Below are 23995 nucleotides of genomic sequence, written 5' to 3'. Positions count from 1 at the left end.
TGGCGCCAGCCAACGGGGATCAGAGCCCCTGGGGGATTTCCTCCCCGCCCAGGGCCTCGAACAGGGCCGGCAGGTATTCGGCGAAGGTCAGCATCATCAGGGTGAAGCTGGCATCCATCTGGGCCAGGGCGTCATCGCCGCCATCCTGGGCGGCCTGTTCCTGCAACAGGTCCTCGAAACGCAGCCGCTTGATCGCCAGCTTGTCGTCGATCACGAAGGTCAGCTTGTCCTGCCAGGCGAGCGCCAGTTGAGTGACCTGCTTGCCGGTGCTCAGGTGCAACTGGATCTCTTCGCCGGTCAGGTCCTGGCGCTTGCAGCGAACCACGCCGCCGTCCTCGTGGGTATCGCGCAGTTCGCATTCGTCGAGCAGGTGGAAGTCCGCCGCGGCTTGCTGGGCCTTGACCCAGCCGGTGAGGGTGGCGCTGGGCGCGACCTTCACGCCCAGCGGGCGCACCGGCAGCGAGCCGATGGCCTCGCGCAGGGTGGAGAGCAGATCCTCGGCCTTCTTGGCGCTGGCGGTGTCGACCAGGATCAACCCTTGTCTGGGCATGATCGCCGCGAAAGTGCTGGAGCGGCGTATGAAGGCCCGCGGCAGGAAAGTCTGGACGATGTCCTCCTTGATGCGCTCGCGCTCCTTCTTGTAGACCTTGCGCATTTGTTCGGCCTCGATTTCCTCGACCTTCTCCTGAAGGGCGTCGCGCACCACGCTGCCAGGCAGGATGCGTTCTTCCTTGCGTGCCGCGATCAGCAGGAACTCCTGGCTGGCATGGACCAGGGGTGCATCCTCGCCCTTGCCGAACGGGGCGGCGAAGCCGTAGGTGGCCAGTTCCTGGCTGGCGCAGGGGCGGGCCGGTTTGGCTGCCAGCGTCGCCTCCAGTGTTTCGGCGTTGAAGGGGACATCCTGGGTGAGGCGATAGACGAGCAGGTTGCGGAACCACATGGGGCTGGCGATCTCCATTGCGCAAAACGAGCATTATTCTCTTCCTGATCCTGGGGGCCAACCCTAACCCTTTGGAACATCTGAAAATTTTTTCAGCGAAGACTTGCCAAGGCGAAATCGCCTCTCTAGAATGCGCCCCACTTCGAGAGCGAACGGGTGGTTAGCTCAGCCGGGAGAGCATCTGCCTTACAAGCAGAGGGTCGGCGGTTCGATCCCGTCACCACCCACCATCTTGGAGTCAAGCGCAGCGGTAGTTCAGTCGGTTAGAATACCGGCCTGTCACGCCGGGGGTCGCGGGTTCGAGTCCCGTCCGCTGCGCCATACGTAGGGTTGCCGAGCTGGACAGGGCAGGCAACCGGGGAGAAAGCGGCTTAGGCCGCTTTTTTCGTTTGCATATCGCCTGTCGGACGTGTCGTCGAACGGCTCCTGGCCTCCTTCCAGCTTTCCCTTGAAACCTGAACTTATTCACTGTCACCGGGCTCCTATCTCCGTAGCCAGTGGTCGCGACCGCCTGCTAAGCTCTCGCCTTCACTGATAGCCCTAGGGCGAACGAACAAGGAAACAGCATGAGACAACATCGGTTGGCCGCTGCGATGGCCTTGGTGGGTCTGGTTCTTTCGGGTTGCGATTCGCAAACCAACGCGGAACTCAAGACTCCCGCACAGAAGGCCTCCTACGGTATCGGCCTGAACATGGGTAAGAGTCTGGCCCAGGAGGGCATGGATGATCTGGACTCGAAAGCCGTGGCCCAGGGTATCGAGGATGCCATTGGCAAGAAGGAACAGCGCCTGAGCGACGAGGAACTGATCGAGGCTTTCGCCGCCCTGCAGAAGCGTGCCGAAGAGCGAATGGCGGCCCTTGGCGAGGAGAATGCCAAGGCCGGCAAGAAGTTCCTTGAGGAAAACGCCAAGCGCACCGGCGTGGTCACCACGGCATCCGGTCTGCAATATGAGGTGTTGAAAAAGGCCGATGGCGCCCAACCCAAGCCGAGCGATGTGGTGACCGTACATTATGAAGGCCGCCTGACCGATGGTTCGGTGTTCGATAGCTCCATCGAGCGGGGAAGCCCCATCGATCTGCCGGTCAGCGGGGTCATCCCCGGTTGGGTCGAGGGTCTGCAACTGATGCATGTCGGCGAGAAGTTCAAGCTGTACATTCCCAGTGATCTGGCCTACGGCGAGCAAAGCCCGAGCCCCTCCATCCCTGCCAATTCGGTGCTGGTCTTCGAACTGGAACTACTGGGGATCAAGGATCAGCCGGCCGAGCAGCCCGGCGGTTCCGCTCCTGATGTGGAGCAGGGCGAAGCCCAAGGCCAGTAAGGCCGGATCTTCCAGAAAACGCCCCACTCCGCGTGGGGCGTTTTCATTTGTGTGGATTGCTTCCGAGGTACGAAGTCATGTCCCCCCAGTTATTTGTCGCCCTTTCTTGAGACCACTTCAATCTATTGACTGTGGGCCTCAGGGTTTTGGTCCGGGTGTATTTTTACGAATCGCCGACACAAGGAACTGTTTCGGGCCGAGCGGTCATGGGCTTTGCCCGATGGCATGGTTATCTTCGGATTTCATCGATAAACCGGAAAACCGCACACAGCGGAGGACGATCATGAAAGCACCCTGGTTTTTCTTTCGATTTCTTCGCCTTGCCCGATCCCTGCTGGCTAATGGCCGGCTGAGGGAGCTCTTGCTGGATGTGGCGCGCAAGAAGGAGCGCCGAGGGCTGTGGCTGGGCGGTTTCCGGGAGGAGCTGCGCTTGCTGCAATTGCTCTGCCTGGCCTGGTGGCGTGGAGAATACCGGCAGGTCAGCCAGCAGGCGTTGCTCGCATCGATCGCCGGGCTGCTGTATTTCCTGTCTCCGCTGGATGCGCTTCCCGACTGGTTCCTGGGGCTGGGATACCTTGACGATATCGCTGTGCTGGCCTGGGTGGTGCGTAGTTGGCGCGGTGAGCTGGATGCCTTTCGTGCCTGGCTGGCTGCCCAGTCGCCACAGAGCTTGGCCGATCTGGAGCGCCTGCCGGCGCCGGAAGGGCGCTGAAGTCTGAACGCCCGTTGTCTGCAGGAAGTGACGGAGTGTGGGATGGGAGCTTTGGTGGCAGGTACGCTGTCGACATATGGATAGGACCGATGCACGAGAAAAGAAGTACGAACGTTCAAATGATCATGCGCGATGGGCAAGTGGAATATGCGGTGCTGCCCTGGGCGGACTACCAGGCCCTGCTACGAGCGGCAGGGTGGGAGGGTGGTGAGGTATCGGAGGCACCTGGGCGTCCCATGGCGGCTCCGAGTCTTGCGGAACTGGCCACCCTGCGCGAAGCTCAAAACATGTCGCAGGAGCAGTTGGCCAGGGCCGTGGGCATCAGTCCGTCCTATCTGGACATGATCGAGACGGGCGAGCGACAGCCGGATTCCGCGATCCAGCGTGCCTTGGCACGAGCCTTGGGCATTGTGGAGTGGGAGGTGGACTCTTGACCATTCGCATCAGTCGCCAGCATTGGCAGGCGTTGCTGGGCGAACTGGACGATGCGCGCCAAAGTCGGCACTTGTTGACCTATCGTGCGTTGATCGAGCGCCTGCAACTGCCGCCGCCAGCCATGCAGACGCTGACCGCCGCGCTGGAGCACCTGGCGGTCCTGGATGCGCGCGCCGAGCGACCATTGCGCAGCTCGCTGGTCATCAGCCAGGGGGCCAGTCGCCTGCCGCGGCCTGGTTTCTTCGATTGCGTGGCGCGGCTCGGGCGCTTTTCCGGGGCGCCCGATGGCGTCGCGGCGGCATCCTGGCATGCCGCGGAAGTGGTGCGGGTCTTCGAATTCAGTTATGAGGAACAGTAGGGGGATAGGTCGTGTTCGCGACCTCCTCGATCCTGTACGAGCGCGTAAGCATAAGAAAGGGGCCATACGGCCCCTTCTTCTTTCCTTGTTATCCCTGGCGGATCAGTGCTTGGCCACCGAGGCTCTCAGGCTCAAGTAATCGAGCAGGATACGCCCCGTTTCCGCCAGATAGGCATCGTCCTCGGGTTTCTTGTTCTTGTCGTCCGCCAACGGCAGGGTATTTTCGTCCTCTTCCTTCAGCTTGGTCAGGAGCTCTTCGCCCTTGGCCTTGCGCCGCTCGTTTTCGATAGCCAGCTGTTTGGACTCGATGGAGCTGTGCTGGGCGCGCCGCTTGCTCTCGTTGAGGCTGACAGTGGTTTCCTGCATCAACTGCCGGCTCAGATCGAGGCGGTTGCGGGTAAAGACGAAGTCGGGGTCCTGGGCCGTGCGCTGGTCATGACGGGCCTTGAGCTCGTTGAGGAGCGGTCTGAACGGGTCGATTTCCGGGCGAATCGCCGGGCGGATGCTGTCCCAGGGCATGGCTTCCGGTAGGGCGCTCTCGCCGATTTCCTGCGTGTCGACCTCATCGGGATAGCTGATGTCCGGAATCACGCCCTGATGCTGGGTGCTCTGTCCGGAAACCCGGTAGAACTTCGCCAGGGTCAGCTTCAGTTCGCCATGGTTGAGCGGCTGAATGGTCTGTACGGTCCCCTTGCCGAAGGTCTGGCCACCAATGATCAGGGCCCGGTGGTAGTCCTGCATGGCGCCGGCGAAGATTTCCGAAGCCGAGGCGGAGAGACGGTTGACCAGTACCGCCATCGGGCCGGTGTAATAAGTGCCGCCATTCTCGTCGGCGAGCACGTCGACCCGACCGTCGTTGTTGCGCACCAGCACGGTGGGCCCCTGGTCGATGAACAGACCGGTCAGTTCGGTGGCTTCCTGCAGCGAGCCGCCGCCGTTGTTGCGCAGATCGATGACCACGCCATCGACCTTCTCGGCCTTCAATTCGCTGAGCAGGCGCTTCACGTCGCGGGTAGTGCTCTTGTAGTCGGGGTCGCCGGCGCGGAATGCCTTGAAGTCCAGATAGAAGGCCGGGATTTCGATCACGCCGAGCTTGTAGGTGCGGCCTTCGTGGGGAAGTTCGAGTACGGACTTCTTGGCGGCCTGTTCTTCCAGCTTGACCGCTTCGCGGGTGATTGCGACCACCTTGCTGGTTTCGTCGTTGGGCGCGTTGCCGGCCGGAATAATTTCCAGGCGTACCACCGAGCCCTTCGGTCCGCGGATCAGCTTGACCACCTCGTCCAGGCGCCAGCCGATCACGTCGACCATTTCGCCGTTAGCCTGGGCGACGCCGACGATCTTGTCCGCGGGCGCGAGCTGCTTGCTCTTCTCCGCCGGGCCGGCGGGAACCAGACGGACCACCTTGACGTGCTCGTTGTCGCTTTGCAGAACGGCGCCGATGCCTTCCAGCGACAGACTCATGTTGATGTCGAAGTTTTCCGCGTTGTCCGGCGACAGATAATTGGTGTGCGGGTCGTAGGTCTGCGCGAAGGCGTTGATGTAGGTCTGGAAGATGTCTTCGCCGCGGGTCTGGTCCAGGCGCGCCAACTGGTTGCGGTAGCGCTTGATGAGCAGCTCCTGGATGGCCTTCGGCTCCTTGCCGGCGATCTTCATGCGCAGCACCTCGTCCTTCAGGCGCTTGCGCCAGAGGTCGTCGAGGGCGGCCTTGTCCGGTGCCCAGGGTGCCTTCTCGCGATCGACCAGCAGGCTCTCGTCGCGTTCGAAGTCGAAGCTGTCCACGCCTTTCTCGAGCAGGCCCAGGGTGAAGTCCAGACGCTCGGCCAGACGGGTCAGGTGGCGCTTGTAGATGGTGAAACCGGGTTGCAGATCGCCGCTTTTCAGAAAGTCGTCGAACTGGGTGCGCCAGCGGTCGAATTCGGCGATGTCTGCCGCGGTGAAGTAGCTGCGGGCCGGATCGAGCAACTTGAGGTAGCTCTCGTAGATCTTTTCCGAGCGCGCATCGTTGAGTGGTGGTTTGCTGTAATGATGGCGCTTGAGGAGCTCCACCACGTTCAGGCTGGCGATCACCTGGTCACGGTCCGGCTGCAGGGTGTCCCAGTTGCCGGCGTCGGCCGTCTGGGCCAGCAGCGAAGCACTGAGGCCGAGGGTGAAGGCGAAGAGGGTGCTGGGGAGAAGGCGCTTCATGTCATTCGACTAGTGGGGGAGTGATAACGCATATTAGGCCGTCAAGCAGGGTACCGGGTTCCTTTCTTGATGGAAGGAAACGGATCTGACGGTGAAATGGCTCAGGAACCTACTATGGAGGTAGCATGAAGGCATTGCAAGGCATCGAAGGCAGCGTGGAGTGGGTCGAGCGTCCTGCGCCTTCCTGTGACGTGGGACAAATCAGGATTCGTGTGGCGGCGGCCGGCCTGAATCGGGCCGATCTGTTGCAGCGTGCCGGGCTCTATCCGCCGCCGCCCGGCGCCAGCGACGTGCTCGGGCTGGAGTGCGCCGGCGTGATCAGCGAGGTCGGGGCGGGCAGTCACTGGCAGGTCGGCGACCGGGTCTGCGCCTTGCTGGCCGGTGGCGGCATGGCCGAGGAGGTGGTGGTCGACGGGCGACATGCCCTGCCGGCTCCGGAGGGTTTGTCGCTGGTCGAGGCGGCGGTGTTGCCGGAGGTCTACGCCACGGCCTGGCTCAACCTGTTCAAGCTGGGCGCCCTCAAGTCGGGCGAGAAGGCGCTGATCCACGCCGGGGCCAGCGGAGTCGGTTCGGCGGGCATCCAGCTGTGCAAGGCCTTCGGCAATCCCTGCTGGGTCAGTGTCGGTTCCGCAGAGCGCTTGGCCTACTGCGAATCGCTGGGGGCACAGGGTGGAGTGCTGCGCACCCAGGATCTCGAAGGGCTGCGCGATTTCGCGCCTTTCGACGTGATTCTCGACCCGATCGGCGCGCGTTACGCTGCACTGGATCTGGACCTGCTGGCCCGCGACGGCCGCTGGGTGATCATCGGCCTGATGGGCGGACGCGAAGCGCAATTGGATCTGGCCAAGCTGCTGGGCAAGCGGGTGCAGTTGATCGGCTCGACCCTGCGCAACCGGGACGACGCCTTCAAGGGCGAACTGATCGACGAACTGCGCCGGCATGTCTGGCCGCTGTTCGCCGAGGGGCGCCTCGAGCCACGTCTGGAGCACAGCTTCGCCGCCAAGGATGTCGACACGGCGTTCGAGACGCTGGCCAGCAATAACGTGTCCGGCAAGGTGGCGCTGGTGATCGACGACAACCTGGTTTGATCCGGGGATGGCCGGCCCTGTCGGGGTCGGCCGCCGGTCTCGCCCTCGGCCGTCCTGGCCGGGTCGGCCTCAGGGCAGTAGCGGACTCGAATAGAAGGCGGTCAGGACCTTCACCAGATGCGTGAGGTCATGGCTGCCGGCCAGTTCGCGGATGGAATGCATGGCGAAGGTCGGCAGGCCGATATCGACGGTGCGCATGCCGAGCCGGCTGGCGGTGATGGGGCCGATGGTCGAGCCGCAACCCATGTCGCTGCGCACCACGAAGCTCTGTACCGGCACCTCGACGTCGAAACACAGATGGCGGAAGAAACCGGCGGTCTCGCTGTTGGTCGCGTAGCGCTGGTTGCTGTTGACCTTGATCACCGGACCGGCGTTGAGCTTGGGGCCGTGGTTGGCGTCGTGGCGGTCGGCATAGTTGGGGTGCACGCCGTGGGCGTTGTCCGCGGAAACCAGCAGCGATTGCTGCATGATCCGCACGAAGGCGTCGCCATCCGGCAGCAGGCGGCCGAGCACCTGTTCGAGGAAGGGGCCGTCGGCGCCGCAGGTGGAGCAGGAGCCGATTTCCTCGTGGTCGGTGCAGACCAGCACGCAGCTTTCCCTGTCGCCGGCGGCGAGCAGGGCCTGCAGGCCGGCATGGCAGGACAGCAGGTTGTCGAGACGGGCACCGGCGATGAAGTCCTGGTTCAGGCCGATCAGCGCGGCGCTCTGGGTGTCGTAGAAACAGAGTTCGAAATCCAGCACCACATCGGCGTTGATTTCGTGCTCGCGCTGCAGTTGCTCGGCCAGCAGGGCACGAAAGTCGCCGCGCTCGTCGCCGGCGACCTGCGCGAGGATGGGCGGCAGTTCGTTCTGCGCGTTGATCGCCCAGCCCTGGTTGGCTTCGCGGTTGAGGTGGATCGCCAGGTTGGGAATGACGGCGATCGGCTGCTTGAAGTCGATCAGTTGGCTCTCGACGCGTCCGGCGCGGCGGAAGGTGACCCGTCCGGCCAGCGACAGGTCGCGGTCGAACCAGGGGGCGAGCAGGGCGCCGCCATAGACTTCCACGCCGAGTTGCCAGAAGCCCTGGCGATTCAGCTCGGGCTGTGGCTTGACGCGCAGACAGGGGCTGTCGGTGTGGGCGCCGACCAGCCGCAGGCCGCCCTCGAGCGGTGAGCGCCGGCCGAGCTGGATGGCGATGAGCGAGGAGTCGTTGCGGGTGACGTAATAGCGTCCGCCGGACTGGGTCGGCCAGGGTTCGCGTTCGTCGAGGCGCTGGTAGCCGGCCGATTCGAGACGCTGGGCCAGGCTGGCGCAGGCGTGGAAGGGGGTGGGGGAGGCCTTGAGGAAGTCGATCAGGCCCTGATTGAGTTCTGTACGCATAGTGGACTCCGGACAGCGTTGCAGCGGAGTGTATCGAAAAGGACGGCAGGCTGCAGTCGAGTGTCCGGCGCGGCGGATTCAGAACGGCGCGGGGCTCTCGAAGCGCAGGCGCTCGCCGCTTCGCGGGTGGCCGAGGACCAGCAGGCTGGCGTGCAGGCACAGGCGTTCGGCGGCGGCCAGGGCTTCGCCGTGGGCATAGAGACGGTCGCCCAGCAATGGGTGGCCGATGGCGAGCATGTGTACGCGCAGTTGGTGGGAGCGGCCGGTGATCGGGGTCAGTTCGATGCGGCTGAAACGGCCGCAGCGTTCCAGCACCCGCCAGAAGGTCAGGGCGTGGCGGCCCTGTTGCTGATCGACCACATGGCGTGGCTTGGTCGGTGGGTCATAGCGCAGCGGCAGCTCGATGCGTCCGCTGTCGGCTTCGGGTTCGCCCCAGCAAAGCGCGGTGTAGGCCTTCTCGGTTTCCCGGTCGTGGAACTGGCGGGACAGCTCGCGGTGGCTGTCGGCGTCGCGGGCCAGCACGATCAGGCCGGAGGTTTCCCAGTCGAGGCGATGCACGATGCGTGCTTCAGGATAGCCGTTCTCCTGCAGGCGGGTGACCAGGCAGTCCCGGTTGTCTTCGGCGCGGCCCGGCACCGAGAGCAGCAGGGTGGGTTTGTTGACTACCAGCAGGGCGTCGTCCCGATGGACGATTTCGATGTTCGACAGGGGCATGGAGATGTCCGGAAACGACGACGGCGACCGTCAGGCTTCGCGAAAGCGCTTGCGCTTCCACTCGGCCTGCCGGGCCGCCGTCGCTGCGGGGGCGAATCGCTCAGCGATCCGGCAGGGTGACGTTGAGCTCCAGGATCGAGCAGTTGCCCTGGTCTTCGAGGACCACCTGCACCTGGTCGTTATCGATGTTGACGTACTTGCGGATCACCTCGATCAGCTCCTTCTGCAGGTCCGGCAGATAGTCCGGGGCGCTGCGCTGGCCGCGCTCGTGGGCGACGATGATCTGCAGCCGCTCTTTCGCGATGGACGCCGAACTCTGTTTCTTGCGTTCGCGAAAGAAGTCGAAAAGGTTCATTCGCGGCCTCCGAACAAGCGTTGCAGGAATCCCTTCTTGTGCACATCGAGGAAGCGGTGCGGCGTCTCCTTGCCCAGCAGGCGCTCCACGGCGTCGCTGTAGGCCTGTCCGGCGTCGCTCTGTTCGTCGAGGATCACCGGGATGCCCTGGTTGGAGGCCTTGAGGACCGACTGGGATTCGGGAATGACCCCGAGCAGGCGGATGGCGAGGATCTCCTCGACGTCTTCCACGCCGAGCATCTCGCCCTTGTTCACGCGGTCGGGGCTGTAGCGGGTCAGCAGCAGGTGTTCCTTGATCGGCTCCTCGCCGTTCTCGGCGCGGCGCGATTTGCTGGCGAGCAGGCCGAGCATGCGGTCGGAGTCGCGTACCGAGGACACCTCGGGATTGGTCACCACGACCGCCTCGTCGGCGAAGTACATGGCCAGGTGCGCACCCTTTTCGATCCCCGCCGGCGAGTCGCAGATAATGTACTCGAAGGATTCGCGCAACTCGTCCATCACCCGGCCCACGCCCTCGGCGCTCAGGGCGTCCTTGTCGCGGGTCTGGCTGGCCGCCAGCACGTAGAGGTTTTCCAGGCGCTTGTCCTTGATCAGGGCCTGGCCGAGCGTGGCGTCGCCCTGGATGACGTTGACGAAGTCGTACACGACCCGGCGTTCGCAGCCCATGATCAGGTCGAGGTTGCGCAGACCTACGTCGAAATCGACGACGACGGTCTTGTGCCCGCGCAGGGCGAGGCCGGTACCGATGGCGGCGCTGGTAGTGGTTTTGCCGACGCCACCCTTGCCGGAAGTGACTACGAGGATCTTGGCCAAGGTTATTCACCCCAAGTGAAGAAGAATGGGAGCGTTGAGCCGTGCGGGTGGCTTTGGAGTCCAGTCCGTTAAAGCCCCTGAAAACGCGCGAGTATCCGTTAAAGACGTGTGATGTTCAACACATCGCCTGCCAGGTGGATGTGCACGGCCTCGCCCCAGTTCGGATCGCGCCGGAGGTCTTCGGCCACCTTGTAGCGGCCGGCGATGGAGATCAGCTCGGCGGCCAGCATGCGGCAGAAGATCCGGGCCTGGCTGTTGCCTTTGATACCGGCCAGGGCCCGGCCCCGCATCGGGGCGTACACATGGATGTTGCCATCGGCGAGCAGTTCCGCGCCGGCGCTGACCGGGGCCAGGACCAGCAGGTCGCCCCCCGGCGCGTAGATCTGCTGGCCGCCGCGTACCGGAACGCTGACCACCCGCGTCGGACGTACCGCCGGTTCGGCCGGCTTCTCGGGCTTTCTGGCCGGGGTCGGCGTGGCGGCCGTGGTGCTGGGCGCGATCGGCCGCTCCCGTGCGCTGGAGGGCGGCAGGACCGGCAGATCGAGCGCCTGGGCGGCGGCGATGTGTTCGGCCAGGCTGGCGCGGATCGCCAGGGTGCGCAGACCGTGGCGCCGGCAGATCGCCAGCAGGGCGCGCAGGTCGAGCCCTTGCGCGCCGGGCTGGAGCTTGTCCAGAGCGAGGACCAGCGGCGTGTTCTGGAAGAAGTTGGGGGCCTGCGCCACCTTTTCGCTCAGTTGGTGGTCGAGACGGGCCAGGTCGTTGTATGCCAGTTCCAGCACGGTGATGGCGAGCATGCTGCCCTTGAGCTGGAACACGGGGGCTGGGTCGAGGAGGTCGGCTTGGCTCATGATCTGCCCATTGCAATGAATGGCGGTCTTATAACGGGAAACGCCGCGTCAGGCTAGCCGGGTGGGGGAAAACCATTCCATGGGCCGACGATGCGCCGTCTGGCGCGTCCGCGGCGGGTTGCCGCAGGGGCTGGCGACGCGCGGAGAGCGATCCGCACGGTTCCCGCCGCGTCGCGCTCGTGACCGGCGTTTTCCCGCTAGAATGCCGGCTTTTGCCGTTTCCGGGGCAGTCAATGGATCGTCCGCACTTTCGTGCCCATTTTCTCCATCCGCGTTTCTGGGGGCTCTGGCTGGCGCTGGGGCTGTTCTGGCTGGTCGCTCAATTGCCTTATGCCTGGCTGCTGCGGCTCGGCCGCTGGCTGGGCGCGTTGACCTATCGCCTGGCCGGTTCGCGCCGGCGCATCGCCCGGCGCAATCTGGAGCTGTGTTTTCCCGAGTTGTCCGCCGACGAGCGCGAACGCCTGCTCAGGGAGAACTTCGCCTCGATGGGCATCGCCTTCTTCGAGATGGCCATCAGTTGGTGGTGGCCACGCCGGCGCCTGGCCCGGCTGGCGCACGTCGAGGGGCTCGAACACCTGCAGCGGGCCCAGGCCGAGGGCCGGGGCGTCATCCTCATGGCCCTGCATTTCACCACCCTGGAGATCGGCGCCGCCCTGCTCGGCCAGCGGCAGACCATCGACGGCATGTACCGGGAACACGACAACCCGGTCTTCGATTACGTCCAGCGATGTGGTCGCGAACGGCACAACGCCGATGCCACGGCCATCGAGCGCGAGGATATCCGCGCCATGCTCAAGGTGCTGCGCGCCGGACGCGCCATCTGGTACGCGCCGGACCAGGACTATGGGCGCAAGCAGAGCATCTTCGTGCCGTTGTTCGGCATCCCGGCGGCGACCGTGACGGCGACGACCAAGTTCGCCCGCCTGGGCAAGGCGCTGGTGATGCCCTTCATCCAGACCCGCCTGGCCGATGGTTCCGGCTACCGGCTGGCGGTCCACCCGCCGCTGGAGGATTTTCCCGGGGAGAGCGAGGAGGCCGACTGCCTGCGCATCAACCGCTGGGTCGAGCAGGCGGTGCGCCGGCAGCCCGAGCAATACCTGTGGGCGCACCGGCGCTTCAAGAGCCGCCCGGACGGCGAACCGGGCCTCTACTGACGAGGGGCGGTCGCTATTCCTCGATCTGCAGCTGGCGGGCCCGGGTGTAGACGTAGCGGATCTTGTTGTATTCGAACGGCGAGTTGAGCTGACCGTAGCGGAAGGGGATGCTGTCGCGCTTGTCGACGGCCTTCAGCGCGGAGATTTCCGGGTGGGCGTCGCTGGCCGTGGCGACGTTCAGGTAGTCGATTCGGTTGGCGGCCAGGAAATCCGTCAGTTGGCCGACCGCGTCGCGCAGGTTGGACGGCCCGAGGACCGGCAACATCAGGTAGGGGCCCGCGGGCACGCCGTAGACGCCGAGGGTCTGGCCGAAGTCCTCGCCCTGCCGGGGCAGGCCCATGCGGCTGGCCGGGTCCCACAGGCCGGCGACGCCCAGGGTGGTGTTGAGCAGCAGACGGGCGCCGGTATCGAGGGCGCGTCGGCCGCGCAGTTGCAGCAGGCTGTTGAGCAGGCCGGGGATTTCGGCGAGGTTGGCGAAGAAATTGCGCACGCCGCTGCGCACGACGCCCGGGGTGACGGCGCGATAGCCGCGCACCGCGGGCAGCAGCACCCATTCGTCGAGGCGGTAGTTGAAGTGATAGACCCGCCGGTTCCAGCGCTCCCAGGGATCGCGGACGTCGAGGATGGCGAGGCTGGCGCGCTCGAATTCGTGCTGTTCGTGGCCGCTGTTGAACTGCAGGCGCTCCAGCGGACGCTTGAAACCGTCTGCATCGGCCGCCGGTTCGGCGGCCTGGGCCAGACTGCCGAGAAGCAGCGCGGCGACGAGGAGCCAGGGCCGTTCAACCACGGAAGAACTCCAGCATGGCCTGGCTGTTGACCCGGTAATTGAGGTTGCCGCAGTGCCCGCCGAACGGGTAGAGCGTCAGGCGTTCGCCGAGGGTGCGGCGCAGGAAGGCGAGATCGCCGGGGCCGAGGATGAGATCGTCGGCGTTGTGCATCGCGGCGATCTTGCGGCTGCCGGCCAGGTATTCCCGCAGGGCCTGGAGGCCGATCTGCCCGACCAGTTGGGACAGGCTGCCGCCGTTGTGGCGTCGGCGCCACTGGGGGATCAACTGCTCGTTCAGGTAGCAGCCGAAATTGCACTGCAGGGCGCGGATGAAGAAGGGGGCGAGCGGGGTGTCCTCCTCGACCGGATAGTCCGGCGGGGTGATCAGCCCGCGACGGTTGATGAGGTCCGAGGTGTAGGCGATGTCGGCGGCGGCGAAACGGAACACCGAACCGATCAGCATGGCCATTTCCTCGTCCGTCAGGCGCTCCTTCGACTGCTGCAGGTCGTACAGCAGGGCTTCGTTGAGATCGATGTGGCCACGCTGCTGGAAGTAGCGGGTCAGCTTGCCGAGGATCAACTCGTAGAAGGTCAGGTTGCCGGTGATGCCCGGCACGTCGGTCTGCACCAGGCGGTCGAGGTTGCGGATCGAGTCGTAGGGGTTGACCGGCGGATTGAGCAGCAGCACGCGTTTGAAAGCGAAGCGCCGGCGGGTCTCGTCCAGTTGGCTGACGAAGGCCGCGTGGAGGGCGCCGAGGCTGTAGCCGATCAGGTGGTAGGCGGTGACCGGCAGGTCCGCCTGCTGCGCCTGCACCGCTTCCATGACCCGGTACAGGTCGTCGGCATCCTCGCGGCTGAGGCCGGGCGTGGCCGTGCGCGAGGCGGCGGCCATGAAGTCGTAGCTGGTCGGCGAGGACAGTTGCACCACATGGAAGCCGGCGCCGTAGAACAGCCGCTTCAGGTATTCGGTGTGGCTGCTGGCGTAGTGCGCGCCGGTGCCGGAGATAATGAAGATCAGCGGCGCGGCATGCGCCTGGCGGGCCAGGCGGTAGCGCAGGTCGCGCACCTGGCGCAGGCTGTCGGGTAGCGCGAACGGACGGGCGGGATGCAGCGACAGGCTGTAGTCGCGCTGATCGATCTCGCTGTCGGGCGGCAGGTCGGGGCGCAGTTCCGGCGGCGTGGTGGCGATGGTCGCCTCGAAGGGGTTGTGCAACGGAAAGCCGTAGCTCGCCGGATCGATGTCGGCCGCCGGCAGGCGACTGCAGAGCAGCAGGCCGCCGAGCAGAACGGCGATGGATGGCAGGCGGGGCATGCGGGATCCAACCTCTTGGGTGAGCGGGCCATAGGAGTGCTTGTAATGCAGGTACGGCCCCGATGGAACCCCCTTCGTACCGGGTACGGCACTTGCTTCCGGGGCATTGCTGGTTATGCTGGCGGGCATTTGCCCTCGGAGATCCCCCATGTCCTCGCGCCTGCCTTTGATGCTCCTGCTGCTGTTCCTGCCGCTCTGGCTGGCGGCCAGCTACGGGGTGCGCTTCGCCCTGATGGAGGACGGCCAGTGGGTCGGTCTGTGCGTCGAGCAGGCCCAGCGCTGGGAATGCCAGTTGCGCTCCGGTCTGGGGCTGATGATCCATTTCCGCCTGCTGGCCTGGGGCGCCCTGGCGGTGGCGGTGGCCGGTTTCCTGCTGCCCGGACGCGCCGGCTGGCGGCTGGCGCTCGCCGGACTGTGCCTGGGGGTTCCGGCCCTGGTGCTCTATACCGCCAGCCTGGCGGTATTCGCCGTGGTCATCGCCGGACTACGCCTGGTTCGCCGCTGAGGCGGTCTGCGCGGCCGAGGTCGTCGCGGCGCTCCCGCGCAGCAGCAGGCTGCGGCCGAGGGCGACCGCCAGCAGCAGGCTGACCAGGGCCCAGCCGAGCGCCTGCCGGTTGAGCAGCGTTTCCTGATACAACTGCGGGAGGATGCCGGCCCCGATCAGCGCCAGCAACAGGGCGATCTCCCGGCGCGGGCCGGGCACCGGGCGGCAGCCGTAGAGCAGCGCGGGCAGCAGCAGGGCGGCGCTGGGAAAGCTGCGGTAGCGGGCATCGAACACCAGTGCCAGCATCATCACCGCTCCGGCGAAACCGGCGGCGGCCAGCCACCAGCCGCCGCGCGCGTCCAGCCAGGCGAACAGCCGGGCCCGGAAGCCCTCGCGGGCCGACAGCAGCAGTACGCCGTGGAGCAGCACCACCAGGTTCAAGCCGATCAGCAGGGCGGCCCACAGCCACTCGCCGGGATAGCGGCTGGTGACCCGCGCCAGTTCGCCCCACAAGCCGATGCAGGCGCCGCCGAGCGCGGCCAGTGGCGGCAGCAGCAGAGCCGCGGCGGTGGAGGCCGGCCGGCCGGCGACGAGCAGCGCAGCGGCCATGATCAGCCCGCCGACGCCCAGCCAGATCGGCCAGTGCGGCAGGTTGGAGACCGGGCCGGCGAGGATGCGCTTGTCCTCGCGGTCGGCGTCCAGCAGTCCCCAGTAGCCGCCCATCGCACCTTCGCTCTGGCGCTTCCAGGGCTGGTCGAACGCCTCGATCAGGTTGTAGCGCCAGCCGTGCTGCTCGGCCATGGCGACGAAGCCGCGGATGAACAGGGCCTGGTTGACCCGGCTGGGCAGGGCGGTTTCCCGCTGGCGGCCCTCGCTGGGCCAGCCGGTCTCGCCGATCAGGATATCCTTGGGCGCGAAGCGCTGGCCGAATTCCTGGCGGACGCGGGCGACCTGGGCGAGCGCCTTGTCGATTCCGCTCGGGTCGTCTTCCCAGTAGGGCAGCAGGTGGATGGTCAGGAAGTCCACCGCCGGGGCGACTTCCGGGTGCTTCAGCCAGAACTCCCAGACGTCGGCGTAGGTGACCGGCTGCGGGATACTGCGCTTCACCCGTTCGATCTGCGTGGCCAGGTAAGTGGCGGTGACTTCCTTGCGCAGCAGGGTCTCGTTGCCGACGATCGCCGCCTCGACGATATCCGGGTTGGCCCTGGCCGCCTCGATCAACAGCGCGATTTCGGCCTCGGTCTCCAGCGGATCGGGGTTCACCCAGGCGCCCAGCATCAGCTTCAGGCCGTGCTTGCGGGCCAGGGCGGGAAGAGCCTCCATGCCGGTCATGGAGTAGGTGCGCACGCACTGGAAGCGTTCGGCGAGCAGCGCCAGATCGGCGTCCATGCGCGCCTCGCGCAGCACGAACGGCTTGTCGAAGGGCGACTGGTCCTTGTCGAACGGACTGTAGGACACGCACTGCAACTTGTGCGTGGGACCGACCACGTCGGTCAGCACGACCGGCTGGCCGATGCTGTACCAGAGGCCGCTCAGGGCCAGCAGGGCGAAAAGGGTGGCGAACAGATAGGGCAGTAGCGGAAAGCGCGGGGTGGCGGGCATGGTTCGAGATCATCTGACGGCCGAGCCGCCATCTTAACCGCTTCCGCCCGCGCGCCGCACGGTCTCAGGCATGGCGGTGCCGCCAGCTGTGCTGCGAGGCTTCGGCCGGCTCGCCGCGGGCCCTGTCCAGGCGCTGCCAGATCCTTTCGTGCACGTAGAAGCCCAGCGCATTGCACAGGGGCTCGATCACCGCCACCAGTCCACCCGTCGCGACGCTGCCGGTCAGCGCGTAGGCGACGCCGAAGGCGATGCAGAAGTGCATCAGCGTGAAGGTCAGGGTCTTGAGCATGGCACACCTCGCAGGGGGCTTTCCTCGGTGGGTTCAAGATAACGACCGGATGGATAGTGCGGAAATGATCGCTTTGCATGGTTTCGATAGGTGTCGTCAATCCCTGGCGCGACCCCCCGGCCGGTGGCGGCCGCCGGCCTCCGTCGAATGGCCCGTACGACTCTGGAAGCGGGCGCCGGGAAGTCTTTCCAGGCCGGTTTTCGGGCTGGGTGGCGACTGGCTAAGACTAAGGTCGTCTGTTGTCCGTTCGCGGGCGATCTAGAGTGTGCCTACCCCGCAATCCCGTGTGAGGACAATAAGAGAAATGAACGACGACGGTATCTACAAGCGGATCGAACAGAATCCGCGTTTCCGAGAGCTGGTGGCAAGGCGCGAGCGGTTCGCCTGGCTGCTTTCCGCCATCATACTGGGCCTGTACTTCGCCTACATCCTGATCATCGCTTTCGTGCCGCAAGTCCTGGGTACCAAGCTCAGTCCGGACTCCGTGATTACCCTGGGCATGCCCGTCGGTGTCGGCCTGATCCTTCTCGCCTTCGGACTCACCGGTATCTACACCTGGCGCGCCAACGGCGAGTTCGATCGCCTGAATCAGGAACTGCTCGACGAGGTGCAGAAATGATGAAGCGTTTTCTGACCGCTGCCGCCCTGCTGGCAGCTTCCCCGATGCTGCTGGCGGGCGAAGCCCTGACCGGCGAAGTGCAGAAACAGGCGACCAACTGGACCGCGATCATCATGTTCGTGGTGTTCATCATCGGCACCATGGGCATCACCAAGTGGGCCGCCAAGCGCAACACCTCCACCGCCGACTACTACACCGCCGGCGGTAGCATCACCGGCTTCCAGAACGGCCTGGCGATCGCCGGCGACTACATGTCCGCCGCGTCCTTCCTGGGGATTTCCGCCCTGGTGTTCACCTCCGGCTACGATGGCCTGATCTACTCGATCGGCTTCCTGGTCGGCTGGCCGGTGATCCTCTTCCTGATGGCCGAACGCCTGCGCAACCTCGGGAAGTTCACCTTCTCCGACGTGGCCTCGTATCGCCTCGGGCAGACGCCGATCCGCATCCTGTCGGCCTTCGGCTCGCTGATCGTGGTGGCCTTCTACCTGATCGCCCAGATGGTCGGCGCCGGCAAGCTGATCCAGTTGCTGTTCGGCCTCGACTACCTGGTCGCCGTGGTCCTGGTTGGCGTGCTGATGGTCTGCTACGTGCTGTTCGGCGGCATGCTGGCCACCACTTGGGTGCAGATCATCAAGGCGTGCCTGCTGCTCTCCGGCGCTTCCTTCATGGCCATCATGGTGATGAAGCACGTCGGCTTCGACTTCGGCACCCTGTTCACCGAGGCCGTGAAGATCCATGCCAAGGGCGATGCCATCATGAGCCCCGGCGGTCTGGTTTCCGACCCGATCTCCGCGATCTCCCTGGGCCTGGCCCTGATGTTCGGCACCGCCGGCCTGCCGCACATCCTGATGCGCTTCTTCACCGTGAGTGACGCCAAGGAAGCCCGCAAGAGCGTGTTCTACGCCACCGGCTTCATCGGCTACTTCTACATCCTGACCTTCATCATCGGCTTCGGCGCCATCCTGCTGGTCGGTACCGATGCGTCCTTCAAGGATGCCAGCGGCGCCATCATCGGCGGCACCAACATGGTGGCCATCCACCTGGCCAACGCCGTCGGCGGCAACCTGTTCCTCGGCTTCATCTCCGCCGTGGCCTTCGCCACCATCCTGGCGGTGGTCGCCGGCCTGACCCTCGCTGGCGCATCGGCCGTGTCCCACGACCTGTACGCCTGCGTGATCAAGCAGGGCAAGGCCAAGGAAGAGGAAGAGATGCGCGTGACCAAGATCACCACCCTCTCCCTCGGTGTGGTGGCGATCCTGCTCGGCATCATCTTCGAGAAGCAGAACATCGCCTTCATGGTGGGCCTGGCCTTCTCCGTCGCCGCGAGCTGCAACTTCCCGGTCCTGTTCCTCTCCATGTACTGGAAGGACCTGACCACTCGCGGCGCGCTGATCGGTGGTGCCCTGGGCCTGGGAACCGCGCTGGTGCTGACCATCCTCAGCCCGACCGTGTGGGTCGACGTGCTGCACAACAAAGCGGCGATCTTCCCCTACTCCTACCCGGCACTGTTCTCCATGATCGTGGCCTTCGTAGGTGTCTGGTTCTTCTCGATCACCGACAAGTCGAAGTCTGCCGCAGCGGAGCGCGAGCGCTTCCTGCCGCAGTTCGTTCGTTCGCAGACCGGCCTGGGAGCCAGTGGCGCAGTCGCCCACTGATCCTCTCCGGCAACATGAGAAAGGCAGCCTTCGGGCTGCCTTTTTCATTTCCGGAACAGGGCCGGACGGACCCGTGGTGCTAAGGTAGTCGTGACAACGGGCCATCCGGGCGAAGCGGTGGGGGAGGGAGAAGGATGGAGGCGGGCCTGCTCCTGCTGCTGATCGCGCTCAACGGCGTGTTCGCGATGGCGGAGATCGCCGTGGTTTCCTCGCGCAAGGCCCGCCTGCAGAGGCTGGCCGACGAGCGGCGGCACGGCGCGCTGGTCGCCCTGGCGCTACAAGATGATCCTTCGCGCTTTCTATCCACCATCCAGGTCGGCATCACTACCGTGGGCGTTCTCAGCGGCGCACTCGGCGAAACCCTGCTGGCCCGGCCGCTGACGCAGCGGATCGCCGAACTGCCGGCGCTAGCGCCCTATGCCGAGGCCATCGCCCTGATCCTCACCGTGGCGGCGATCACCTATCTGTCCGTGGTGGTCGGCGAACTGCTGCCCAAACGCCTGGCCCTGCTCGCGCCGGAAACCATCGCCAGCGCGCTCGCACCGGCGATGCGACGCCTGGCGCAGATTGCCGCGCCGCTGGTATGGCTGCTGTCGTATTCCTGCAATCTGTTGCTGCGCCTGATCGGCATCGGACGTCGCGACGAACCGCCGATCACCGACGAGGAGATCCAGGTGCTGATGGAGCAGGGGGCCGAGGCCGGGGTTTTCCACGAGAGCGAGCAAGCGTTCGTGGCCAATGTCCTGCACCTGGACGAGCAGCCGGTCGGCGCGATCATGTCGCCCCGCCAGCAGGTCTACGCCATCGATCTGGACGATCCGCGGGAGGAGCAGCTCAGGCGGCTCGCCGAGAGCCCCTATACCCGTGTCCTGGTATGCCGGGGCGGCCTGCATCGGCTGGTCGGTGTGCTGCATCGCGGCGATCTGCTCAAGCCGGCCCTGCAAGGGCAGCCGATCGATCTGCAGCGGAGCGCCCGGCCGCCGTTCTATGTGGAGGAAAGCGCGAGCAGTACCGGCCTGCTGGAGGATTTCCGCAGGACGCGCAACGAGTTCGCGGTGGTCGTCGACGAATTCGACGACCTGCAAGGCATCGTCACCCTCAGGGACGTGCTCACCGCGATCGTCGGCGAGATTCCCGATGCACTGCACGACGGCGAGCCGGCGATCGTGCGCCGCGAGGACGGTTCCTGGCTGGTCGACGGTGGCATGGGTATCGAGCAGTTGAAAACCGCGCTGGACATCGACGCGGCGTTTCCGGGCGAGGCGGACAACGCCTATCGCACGCTCGCCGGTCTGGTCATGCATTGCCTGCAGCGCGTGCCGAGCGTTTCCGATCACTTCGAACTCGACGGCTGGCGCTTCGAGGTGGTCGACATGGACCGGACGCGCATCGACAAGGTGCTGGTGATGCGCCCGAGCGCGCCGCCGGCCTGAGCGGGAGGCTCGCATGTCGTACCGGTTGGCTGCGGGCGCGCTGCTGGTGATGCACCTGCTGTTCATTTTCTTCGTGCTGTTCGGCGGCCTGCTGTCGCTGCGCCGGCGCGTCCTGGCCGTGCTGCATCTGCCGGCGCTGGCCTGGGGCGCGGCGACCGAGTTCTTCGGCTTGCCCTGTCCGCTGACCGATTGGGAGAACGCCCTGCTGCGGGCGGCCGGGGAGTCCGGCTACGGCGGCGGTTTCATCGAGCACTATCTGCTGCCGCTGATCTACCCGGCCGGACTGACGCCCGGCATTCAGCTCTGGCTGGGTGTCCTGGTGCTGCTGGCCAATGCGCCGGTCTACCTCTGGCTGCTATGGCGACGGCGCTGAGCGGTCGCTCAATCCAGCCATTCCTTCGGCACGTCCCGCTTCGCCACCAACTGGCACTGCTGGCTGTCCGGCTCGAAGAGGATCAGTGCCTCGCCGCGCTCCAGCGCCTGCCGGACGCGCAGCACGCGGCTCTCCAGCGGGGTTTCTTCGCCGTTGTCGGTGCCTTCGCGGGTCACGAAGTCCTCGATCAGCCGGGTGAGGGTTTCGGCCTCCAGCAAGTGGTGGGGAATGAGCATGGGGATTCTCCGGGCAGGGCGGGCGGGGCGCCCGCCTCAATTGTCTACCAGCGTCCGGGTCGACAGATAGCGCTCCACGGTGGCATGCAGCAACTGCTTGTCCACCGGCTTGCCGAGAAAATCGTTCATGCCCACTTCGAGCCCGTATTCCCGGTGCTCGTCGAGCGTATGCGCGGTGAGGGCGATGATCGGCACCGCCGGCCACTTGCGCAGGCGCTCCAGCAGGCGGATCTGCAGGGTGGCCTCGAAGCCGTCCATTTCCGGCATCTCGCAATCCATCAGGATCATCTGGATCGAACTGGGCGCGCGGTGGTATTCGGCTACCGCCTCGGCGCCGTTACCCGCCAGGCGCACGTTGTAGCCGCGCTTTTTCAGCAGTTCCTGGACCACCAACTGGTTCACCGGATTGTCCTCGGCGATGAGGATGCAGGGTATGTGGCTCTCGCCCGCGTGGTCTTCGATCGGCACCAGCGCATGGCTGGGCTCCATGTGCAGCTCCACCAGCTTCTTGCGCAGCGCCGCGACGCCGACCGGCTGGGGCAGGCCGAGCATGTGCAGGCTGCTGCGGCTGGCCGGCAACTGCCGGCACTGCTCCGGCGGGCAGATCAGCAGCAGCCGCTGGCCGGGCGCCAGGTGCGGATAGAGGGCGTCCAGCCAGTACTCGACGCTGCCCGGCCAGGGCGCGATCAGCAGCAGCAGCGGCGGCTCGTCGAAGCTGGCCAGTTGTTCGGGCAGTTTCTCCGGAATCCGGCAGCGCTCGGTATTCATGCCCCAGCGGCCGAGCAGGCGGCCGATGGCGTCCAGCGCGAAACCGTCCAGCGAGGCGAGCAGCGCGGTGCGCCCGGCCAGCAACTGGAACAGTTCGTCGCGCATCTCGCCGCCGCGCTGCAGGGGGAGATTGAACGTGAAGCGGCTGCCTAGACCCGGAGTGCTCTGCACCTCGATGTGGCCGCCCATCATTTCCACCAGTTCCTTGCTGATCGCCAGGCCCAGGCCGCTGCCGCCGTAGCGGCGGGTGGTGCTGGAATCGCCCTGGCTGAAGGATTCGAAGAGCCGCGCCTGGGCTTCCTGGCGGATGCCGATGCCGCTGTCGCTGACGCCGAAATACAGGTGCTCGGAGCCATCGCTCTTGCGCCGGCGGCTGACGTCGAGGCGTACCTGCCCCTCGGAGGTGAATTTCAGGGCGTTGCTCAACAGGTTGGTCAGCACCTGCTTGAGGCGGGTCGGGTCGCCCTGGATATGGCGCGGCACGCCCTCGTCGAGGCTCATGTGCAGACGCAGGCGTTTTTCCATGGCCTGGGCGGTGAACAGGTTGAGGGTGTCGGAGAGCATCTCCTCGAGATCGAACTCGATGTGTTCCAGGCTGAGCTTGCCGGATTCGATGCGCGCGTAGTCGAGGATGTCGTTGATCACTGCCATCAGGGTGCTTCCGGAGCTGGCGATGGTATCGACGTAGAAGCGCTGGCTGTGGTCCAGGCGGGTTTCCTTGAGCAATTGCAGCATGCCCAGCACGCCGTTGAGCGGGGTGCGGATCTCGTGGCTCATCTTGGCCAGGAAGCGGCTCTTGGCCTGGTTCTGCAGGAGCGCCTCCTCGGCGGCCCGATGCGAGTACAGCCCTTCCCGGCGCAACTGCTGGAAGCGGTCGGCCAGGCCGACGGCGAGGATCAGCAGGTTGCTGGCGATGCCTATCTTGGCCAGCATCGTCGCATGCTCGCCGAGCAGGTCCAGGCCCAGCTCGGCGAAGGCCTGGCCGCCCAGCGAAACCAGCAGCAGCGCCCAGGCGGTGAGGTGGTAGGCGCCGGCGCGCAGGTTTTTGCGCCACACGTGGGCGCCGCAACTGGGCAACAGCAGGGCGCCGATCAGGGTGGCGAAGTGGGCGAGGGTGGTCCAGGCCGACAGGCCGATCAGCGGGGCGGCGAGCAGCACGGCGCCGAGGCCCAGCATCCACAGGCGCAGGATGCGGTCGAGCAGGGGAAAGTACTGCGGGATGTTCAGGAAGTGCCGGGTGAGCTGGGTCGCGGTCAGCCAGAAGCTGAAGATCAGCAGCAGTACGGTGATGTGCTGCAGGCCGGGCGGCCACTGGAACAGATAGCCGTCGAAGCCGAGGGCGAGCAGGATGGAGTTGAGGCTGTAGACCAGATACCAGCCCTGGCTGGGTTCGCGCAGGAACAGGAAGAGGAACAACTGGCAGCAGAACAGGGCCAGCAATACGCCGTAGAAGACGCCGTTCAGGCCTTCCTGGCGCTCGTGAGCGGCCAGGCTGGCTCCGCTGGTGCCGAAGTACAGCGGTATGGTGATGGCGCTGCTGCTTTTCACCCGCACCAGAAGGGTGCTGGTGCCCGGCGGCAGTTCCAGGGGAAACCAGAGGTTGCGGATCGGTACCGGGCGCATCCCGGGGGGCCGGGTATCGCCGCTCTCCTGCTGCAGTTGCCGGCCGTCCGGGGTCAGTACGGTCAGCCGGACATCGTCGAGCAGCGGATAGTTGACCTCGAGAAAGCCGCCCAGGGACTGGTCGCGGGCGTTCTGCAGGTCGACCCGGAACCACCAGGCCGAGCGGCTCTGGCCGAGGTTGGCCTGGTCGCCCTCGACCGGCCGGAAAGCCGACTCGGGCATCGCCAGCACCTGGGCGGCGTCGAGGTCGGCGTCGCGGTCTTCGACGTAGAGGGTGTACGGTCCGAGGGACAGACGGACTTCCCGGTCGGCCAGTACGGCTGGCTGGACGGCCAGGGCCGACGCGCTACACGACAGTAGCAGCAACAGCGTCCAGACAATGCGCACCATACCCATTCCTCCGCCCGGGCGTGTCATCGATCGTTTCCCCGCTTGCGTTGTCGCCGGAAATGGGACAAGGCCGGACCGCGTTCGGCAAGGCGCGGCTTGCAGGCAACGGCTATTATCTTGCCAAGGCCGCCACGCCGCATGGCCTATCCCGGCCGGCCCTCATGCCC

Annotated in this window: 24 protein-coding genes and 2 tRNA genes; 13 read left to right on the top strand and 13 right to left on the bottom strand. The window is 65.7% G+C overall.

Annotated features, from left to right (window positions below):
• Positions 1-19 precede the first annotated feature (19 nt).
• Entirely contained in the window at positions 20-940 is a 921-nt protein-coding gene (gene rdgC, locus AVCA_RS15995) for a recombination-associated protein RdgC (protein WP_041807584.1), read from the bottom strand.
• Positions 941-1094: 154 nt separating this feature from the next.
• Here rdgC and AVCA_RS15990 point away from each other — a divergent pair.
• From AVCA_RS15990 to AVCA_RS15965, 6 genes are all read left to right on the top strand, one after another.
• A tRNA-Val gene (locus tag AVCA_RS15990) sits at positions 1095-1170 on the top strand.
• 14 nt (positions 1171-1184) lie between these two features.
• Positions 1185-1261 (top strand) — tRNA-Asp (locus tag AVCA_RS15985).
• Positions 1262-1506: 245 nt separating this feature from the next.
• Entirely contained in the window at positions 1507-2259 is a 753-nt protein-coding gene (locus AVCA_RS15980) for an FKBP-type peptidyl-prolyl cis-trans isomerase (RefSeq protein WP_041807315.1), read from the top strand.
• Between the two features lie 283 nt (positions 2260-2542).
• On the top strand, positions 2543-2971 hold the full coding sequence (locus AVCA_RS15975) for a YkvA family protein (protein WP_175555879.1): 429 nt from the start codon (positions 2543-2545) through the stop codon (positions 2969-2971).
• 89 nt (positions 2972-3060) lie between these two features.
• Positions 3061-3405, top strand: coding sequence for a helix-turn-helix domain-containing protein (locus tag AVCA_RS26870; RefSeq protein WP_236616197.1), 345 nt, complete (start codon positions 3061-3063; stop codon positions 3403-3405).
• Positions 3402-3764, top strand: coding sequence for a hypothetical protein (locus AVCA_RS15965; RefSeq protein ID WP_012702047.1), 363 nt, complete (start codon positions 3402-3404; stop codon positions 3762-3764). The genes AVCA_RS26870 and AVCA_RS15965 overlap by 4 nt, the downstream gene beginning before the upstream one ends.
• A 102-nt stretch (positions 3765-3866) precedes the next feature.
• Here the strand turns inward: AVCA_RS15965 and AVCA_RS15960 are convergent, their stop codons facing one another.
• Positions 3867-5948: a carboxy terminal-processing peptidase gene (locus AVCA_RS15960; RefSeq protein ID WP_012702046.1), complete on the bottom strand. Its 2082-nt coding sequence runs from the start codon at positions 5946-5948 to the stop codon at positions 3867-3869.
• 125 nt (positions 5949-6073) lie between these two features.
• On the opposite strand from AVCA_RS15960, the gene AVCA_RS15955 reads away from it, so the two are divergent.
• The gene (locus AVCA_RS15955) at positions 6074-7036 is read left to right on the top strand and encodes a zinc-binding dehydrogenase (protein ID WP_012702045.1); all 963 of its coding nucleotides are present in this window, start codon (positions 6074-6076) and stop codon (positions 7034-7036) included.
• 69 nt (positions 7037-7105) lie between these two features.
• Here the strand turns inward: AVCA_RS15955 and AVCA_RS15950 are convergent, their stop codons facing one another.
• From AVCA_RS15950 to minC, 5 genes are all read right to left on the bottom strand, one after another.
• Positions 7106-8395 (bottom strand): M18 family aminopeptidase, encoded by a 1290-nt coding sequence (locus tag AVCA_RS15950; RefSeq protein WP_012702044.1) that lies wholly within the window; start codon positions 8393-8395, stop codon positions 7106-7108.
• A 78-nt stretch (positions 8396-8473) separates the two neighbouring features.
• Entirely contained in the window at positions 8474-9109 is a 636-nt protein-coding gene (locus AVCA_RS15945; protein ID WP_012702043.1) for an RluA family pseudouridine synthase, read from the bottom strand.
• A gap of 100 nt (positions 9110-9209) precedes the next feature.
• Positions 9210-9464 carry a cell division topological specificity factor MinE gene (gene minE, locus AVCA_RS15940; protein ID WP_012702042.1) on the bottom strand — a complete coding sequence of 85 codons (255 nt, stop codon included), beginning with the start codon at positions 9462-9464 and terminating at the stop codon, positions 9210-9212.
• Positions 9461-10276: a septum site-determining protein MinD gene (gene minD / locus AVCA_RS15935; RefSeq protein WP_012702041.1), complete on the bottom strand. Its 816-nt coding sequence runs from the start codon at positions 10274-10276 to the stop codon at positions 9461-9463. The genes minE and minD overlap by 4 nt, the downstream gene beginning before the upstream one ends.
• Positions 10277-10374: 98 nt before the next feature.
• Entirely contained in the window at positions 10375-11124 is a 750-nt protein-coding gene (minC, locus tag AVCA_RS15930; protein ID WP_041807314.1) for a septum site-determining protein MinC, read from the bottom strand.
• A gap of 233 nt (positions 11125-11357) precedes the next feature.
• On the opposite strand from minC, the gene AVCA_RS15925 reads away from it, so the two are divergent.
• Positions 11358-12278, top strand: coding sequence for a lipid A biosynthesis lauroyl acyltransferase (locus AVCA_RS15925; RefSeq protein ID WP_012702039.1), 921 nt, complete (start codon positions 11358-11360; stop codon positions 12276-12278).
• A 13-nt stretch (positions 12279-12291) separates the two neighbouring features.
• On the opposite strand, the gene AVCA_RS15920 is transcribed toward AVCA_RS15925, so the two are convergent.
• Positions 12292-13065, bottom strand: a complete 774-nt coding sequence (locus tag AVCA_RS15920) for an MlaA family lipoprotein (RefSeq protein ID WP_012702038.1) — start codon at positions 13063-13065, stop codon at positions 12292-12294.
• Positions 13058-14356, bottom strand: coding sequence for an alpha/beta hydrolase family protein (locus AVCA_RS15915; RefSeq protein WP_012702037.1), 1299 nt, complete (start codon positions 14354-14356; stop codon positions 13058-13060). Before AVCA_RS15915 ends, AVCA_RS15920 begins: the two co-directional genes overlap by 8 nt.
• Positions 14357-14504: 148 nt before the next feature.
• On the opposite strand from AVCA_RS15915, the gene AVCA_RS15910 reads away from it, so the two are divergent.
• The gene (locus tag AVCA_RS15910) at positions 14505-14861 is read left to right on the top strand and encodes a hypothetical protein (RefSeq protein WP_012702036.1); all 357 of its coding nucleotides are present in this window, start codon (positions 14505-14507) and stop codon (positions 14859-14861) included.
• Here AVCA_RS15910 and AVCA_RS15905 read toward each other — a convergent pair.
• Positions 14841-16442, bottom strand: a complete 1602-nt coding sequence (locus AVCA_RS15905; RefSeq protein ID WP_012702035.1) for a glycoside hydrolase family 17 protein — start codon at positions 16440-16442, stop codon at positions 14841-14843. The two genes, AVCA_RS15910 and AVCA_RS15905, sit on opposite strands and share 21 nt — an antisense overlap.
• Positions 16443-16506: 64 nt before the next feature.
• Positions 16507-16731, bottom strand: a complete 225-nt coding sequence (locus tag AVCA_RS15900) for a DUF2061 domain-containing protein (RefSeq protein ID WP_012702034.1) — start codon at positions 16729-16731, stop codon at positions 16507-16509.
• A 304-nt stretch (positions 16732-17035) separates the two neighbouring features.
• Here AVCA_RS15900 and AVCA_RS15895 point away from each other — a divergent pair, with 304 nt between their 5' ends.
• The 4 genes from AVCA_RS15895 to AVCA_RS15880 all read left to right on the top strand — a co-directional run bounded on the left by AVCA_RS15895 (position 17036) and on the right by AVCA_RS15880 (position 20811).
• Positions 17036-17350, top strand: coding sequence for a DUF485 domain-containing protein (locus tag AVCA_RS15895; RefSeq protein WP_012702033.1), 315 nt, complete (start codon positions 17036-17038; stop codon positions 17348-17350).
• Complete coding sequence (locus AVCA_RS15890; RefSeq protein ID WP_012702032.1) at positions 17347-19005, top strand: cation acetate symporter; 1659 nt, start codon at positions 17347-17349, stop codon at positions 19003-19005. The genes AVCA_RS15895 and AVCA_RS15890 overlap by 4 nt, the downstream gene beginning before the upstream one ends.
• A gap of 134 nt (positions 19006-19139) precedes the next feature.
• Entirely contained in the window at positions 19140-20438 is a 1299-nt protein-coding gene (locus tag AVCA_RS15885) for a hemolysin family protein (RefSeq protein ID WP_012702031.1), read from the top strand.
• Between the two features lie 13 nt (positions 20439-20451).
• Positions 20452-20811, top strand: coding sequence for a DUF2784 domain-containing protein (locus AVCA_RS15880; RefSeq protein WP_012702030.1), 360 nt, complete (start codon positions 20452-20454; stop codon positions 20809-20811).
• Between the two features lie 8 nt (positions 20812-20819).
• Here AVCA_RS15880 and AVCA_RS15875 read toward each other — a convergent pair whose 3' ends face one another.
• A complete protein-coding gene (locus AVCA_RS15875; protein WP_012702029.1) occupies positions 20820-21047 on the bottom strand; it encodes a YheU family protein in 228 nt (75 codons plus the stop codon).
• A 36-nt stretch (positions 21048-21083) separates the two neighbouring features.
• Positions 21084-23828, bottom strand: a complete 2745-nt coding sequence (locus AVCA_RS15870) for a hybrid sensor histidine kinase/response regulator (RefSeq protein ID WP_012702028.1) — start codon at positions 23826-23828, stop codon at positions 21084-21086.
• Between the last annotated feature and the right edge of the window lie 167 nt (positions 23829-23995).

The sequence above is a fragment of the Azotobacter vinelandii CA genome, assembly GCF_000380335.1.
Classification (GTDB): Bacteria; Pseudomonadota; Gammaproteobacteria; order Pseudomonadales; family Pseudomonadaceae; genus Azotobacter; species Azotobacter vinelandii.
The sequence above is the reverse complement of the archived record's forward strand: the minus strand, read 5'-3'. Positions and strand labels throughout refer to the sequence as shown.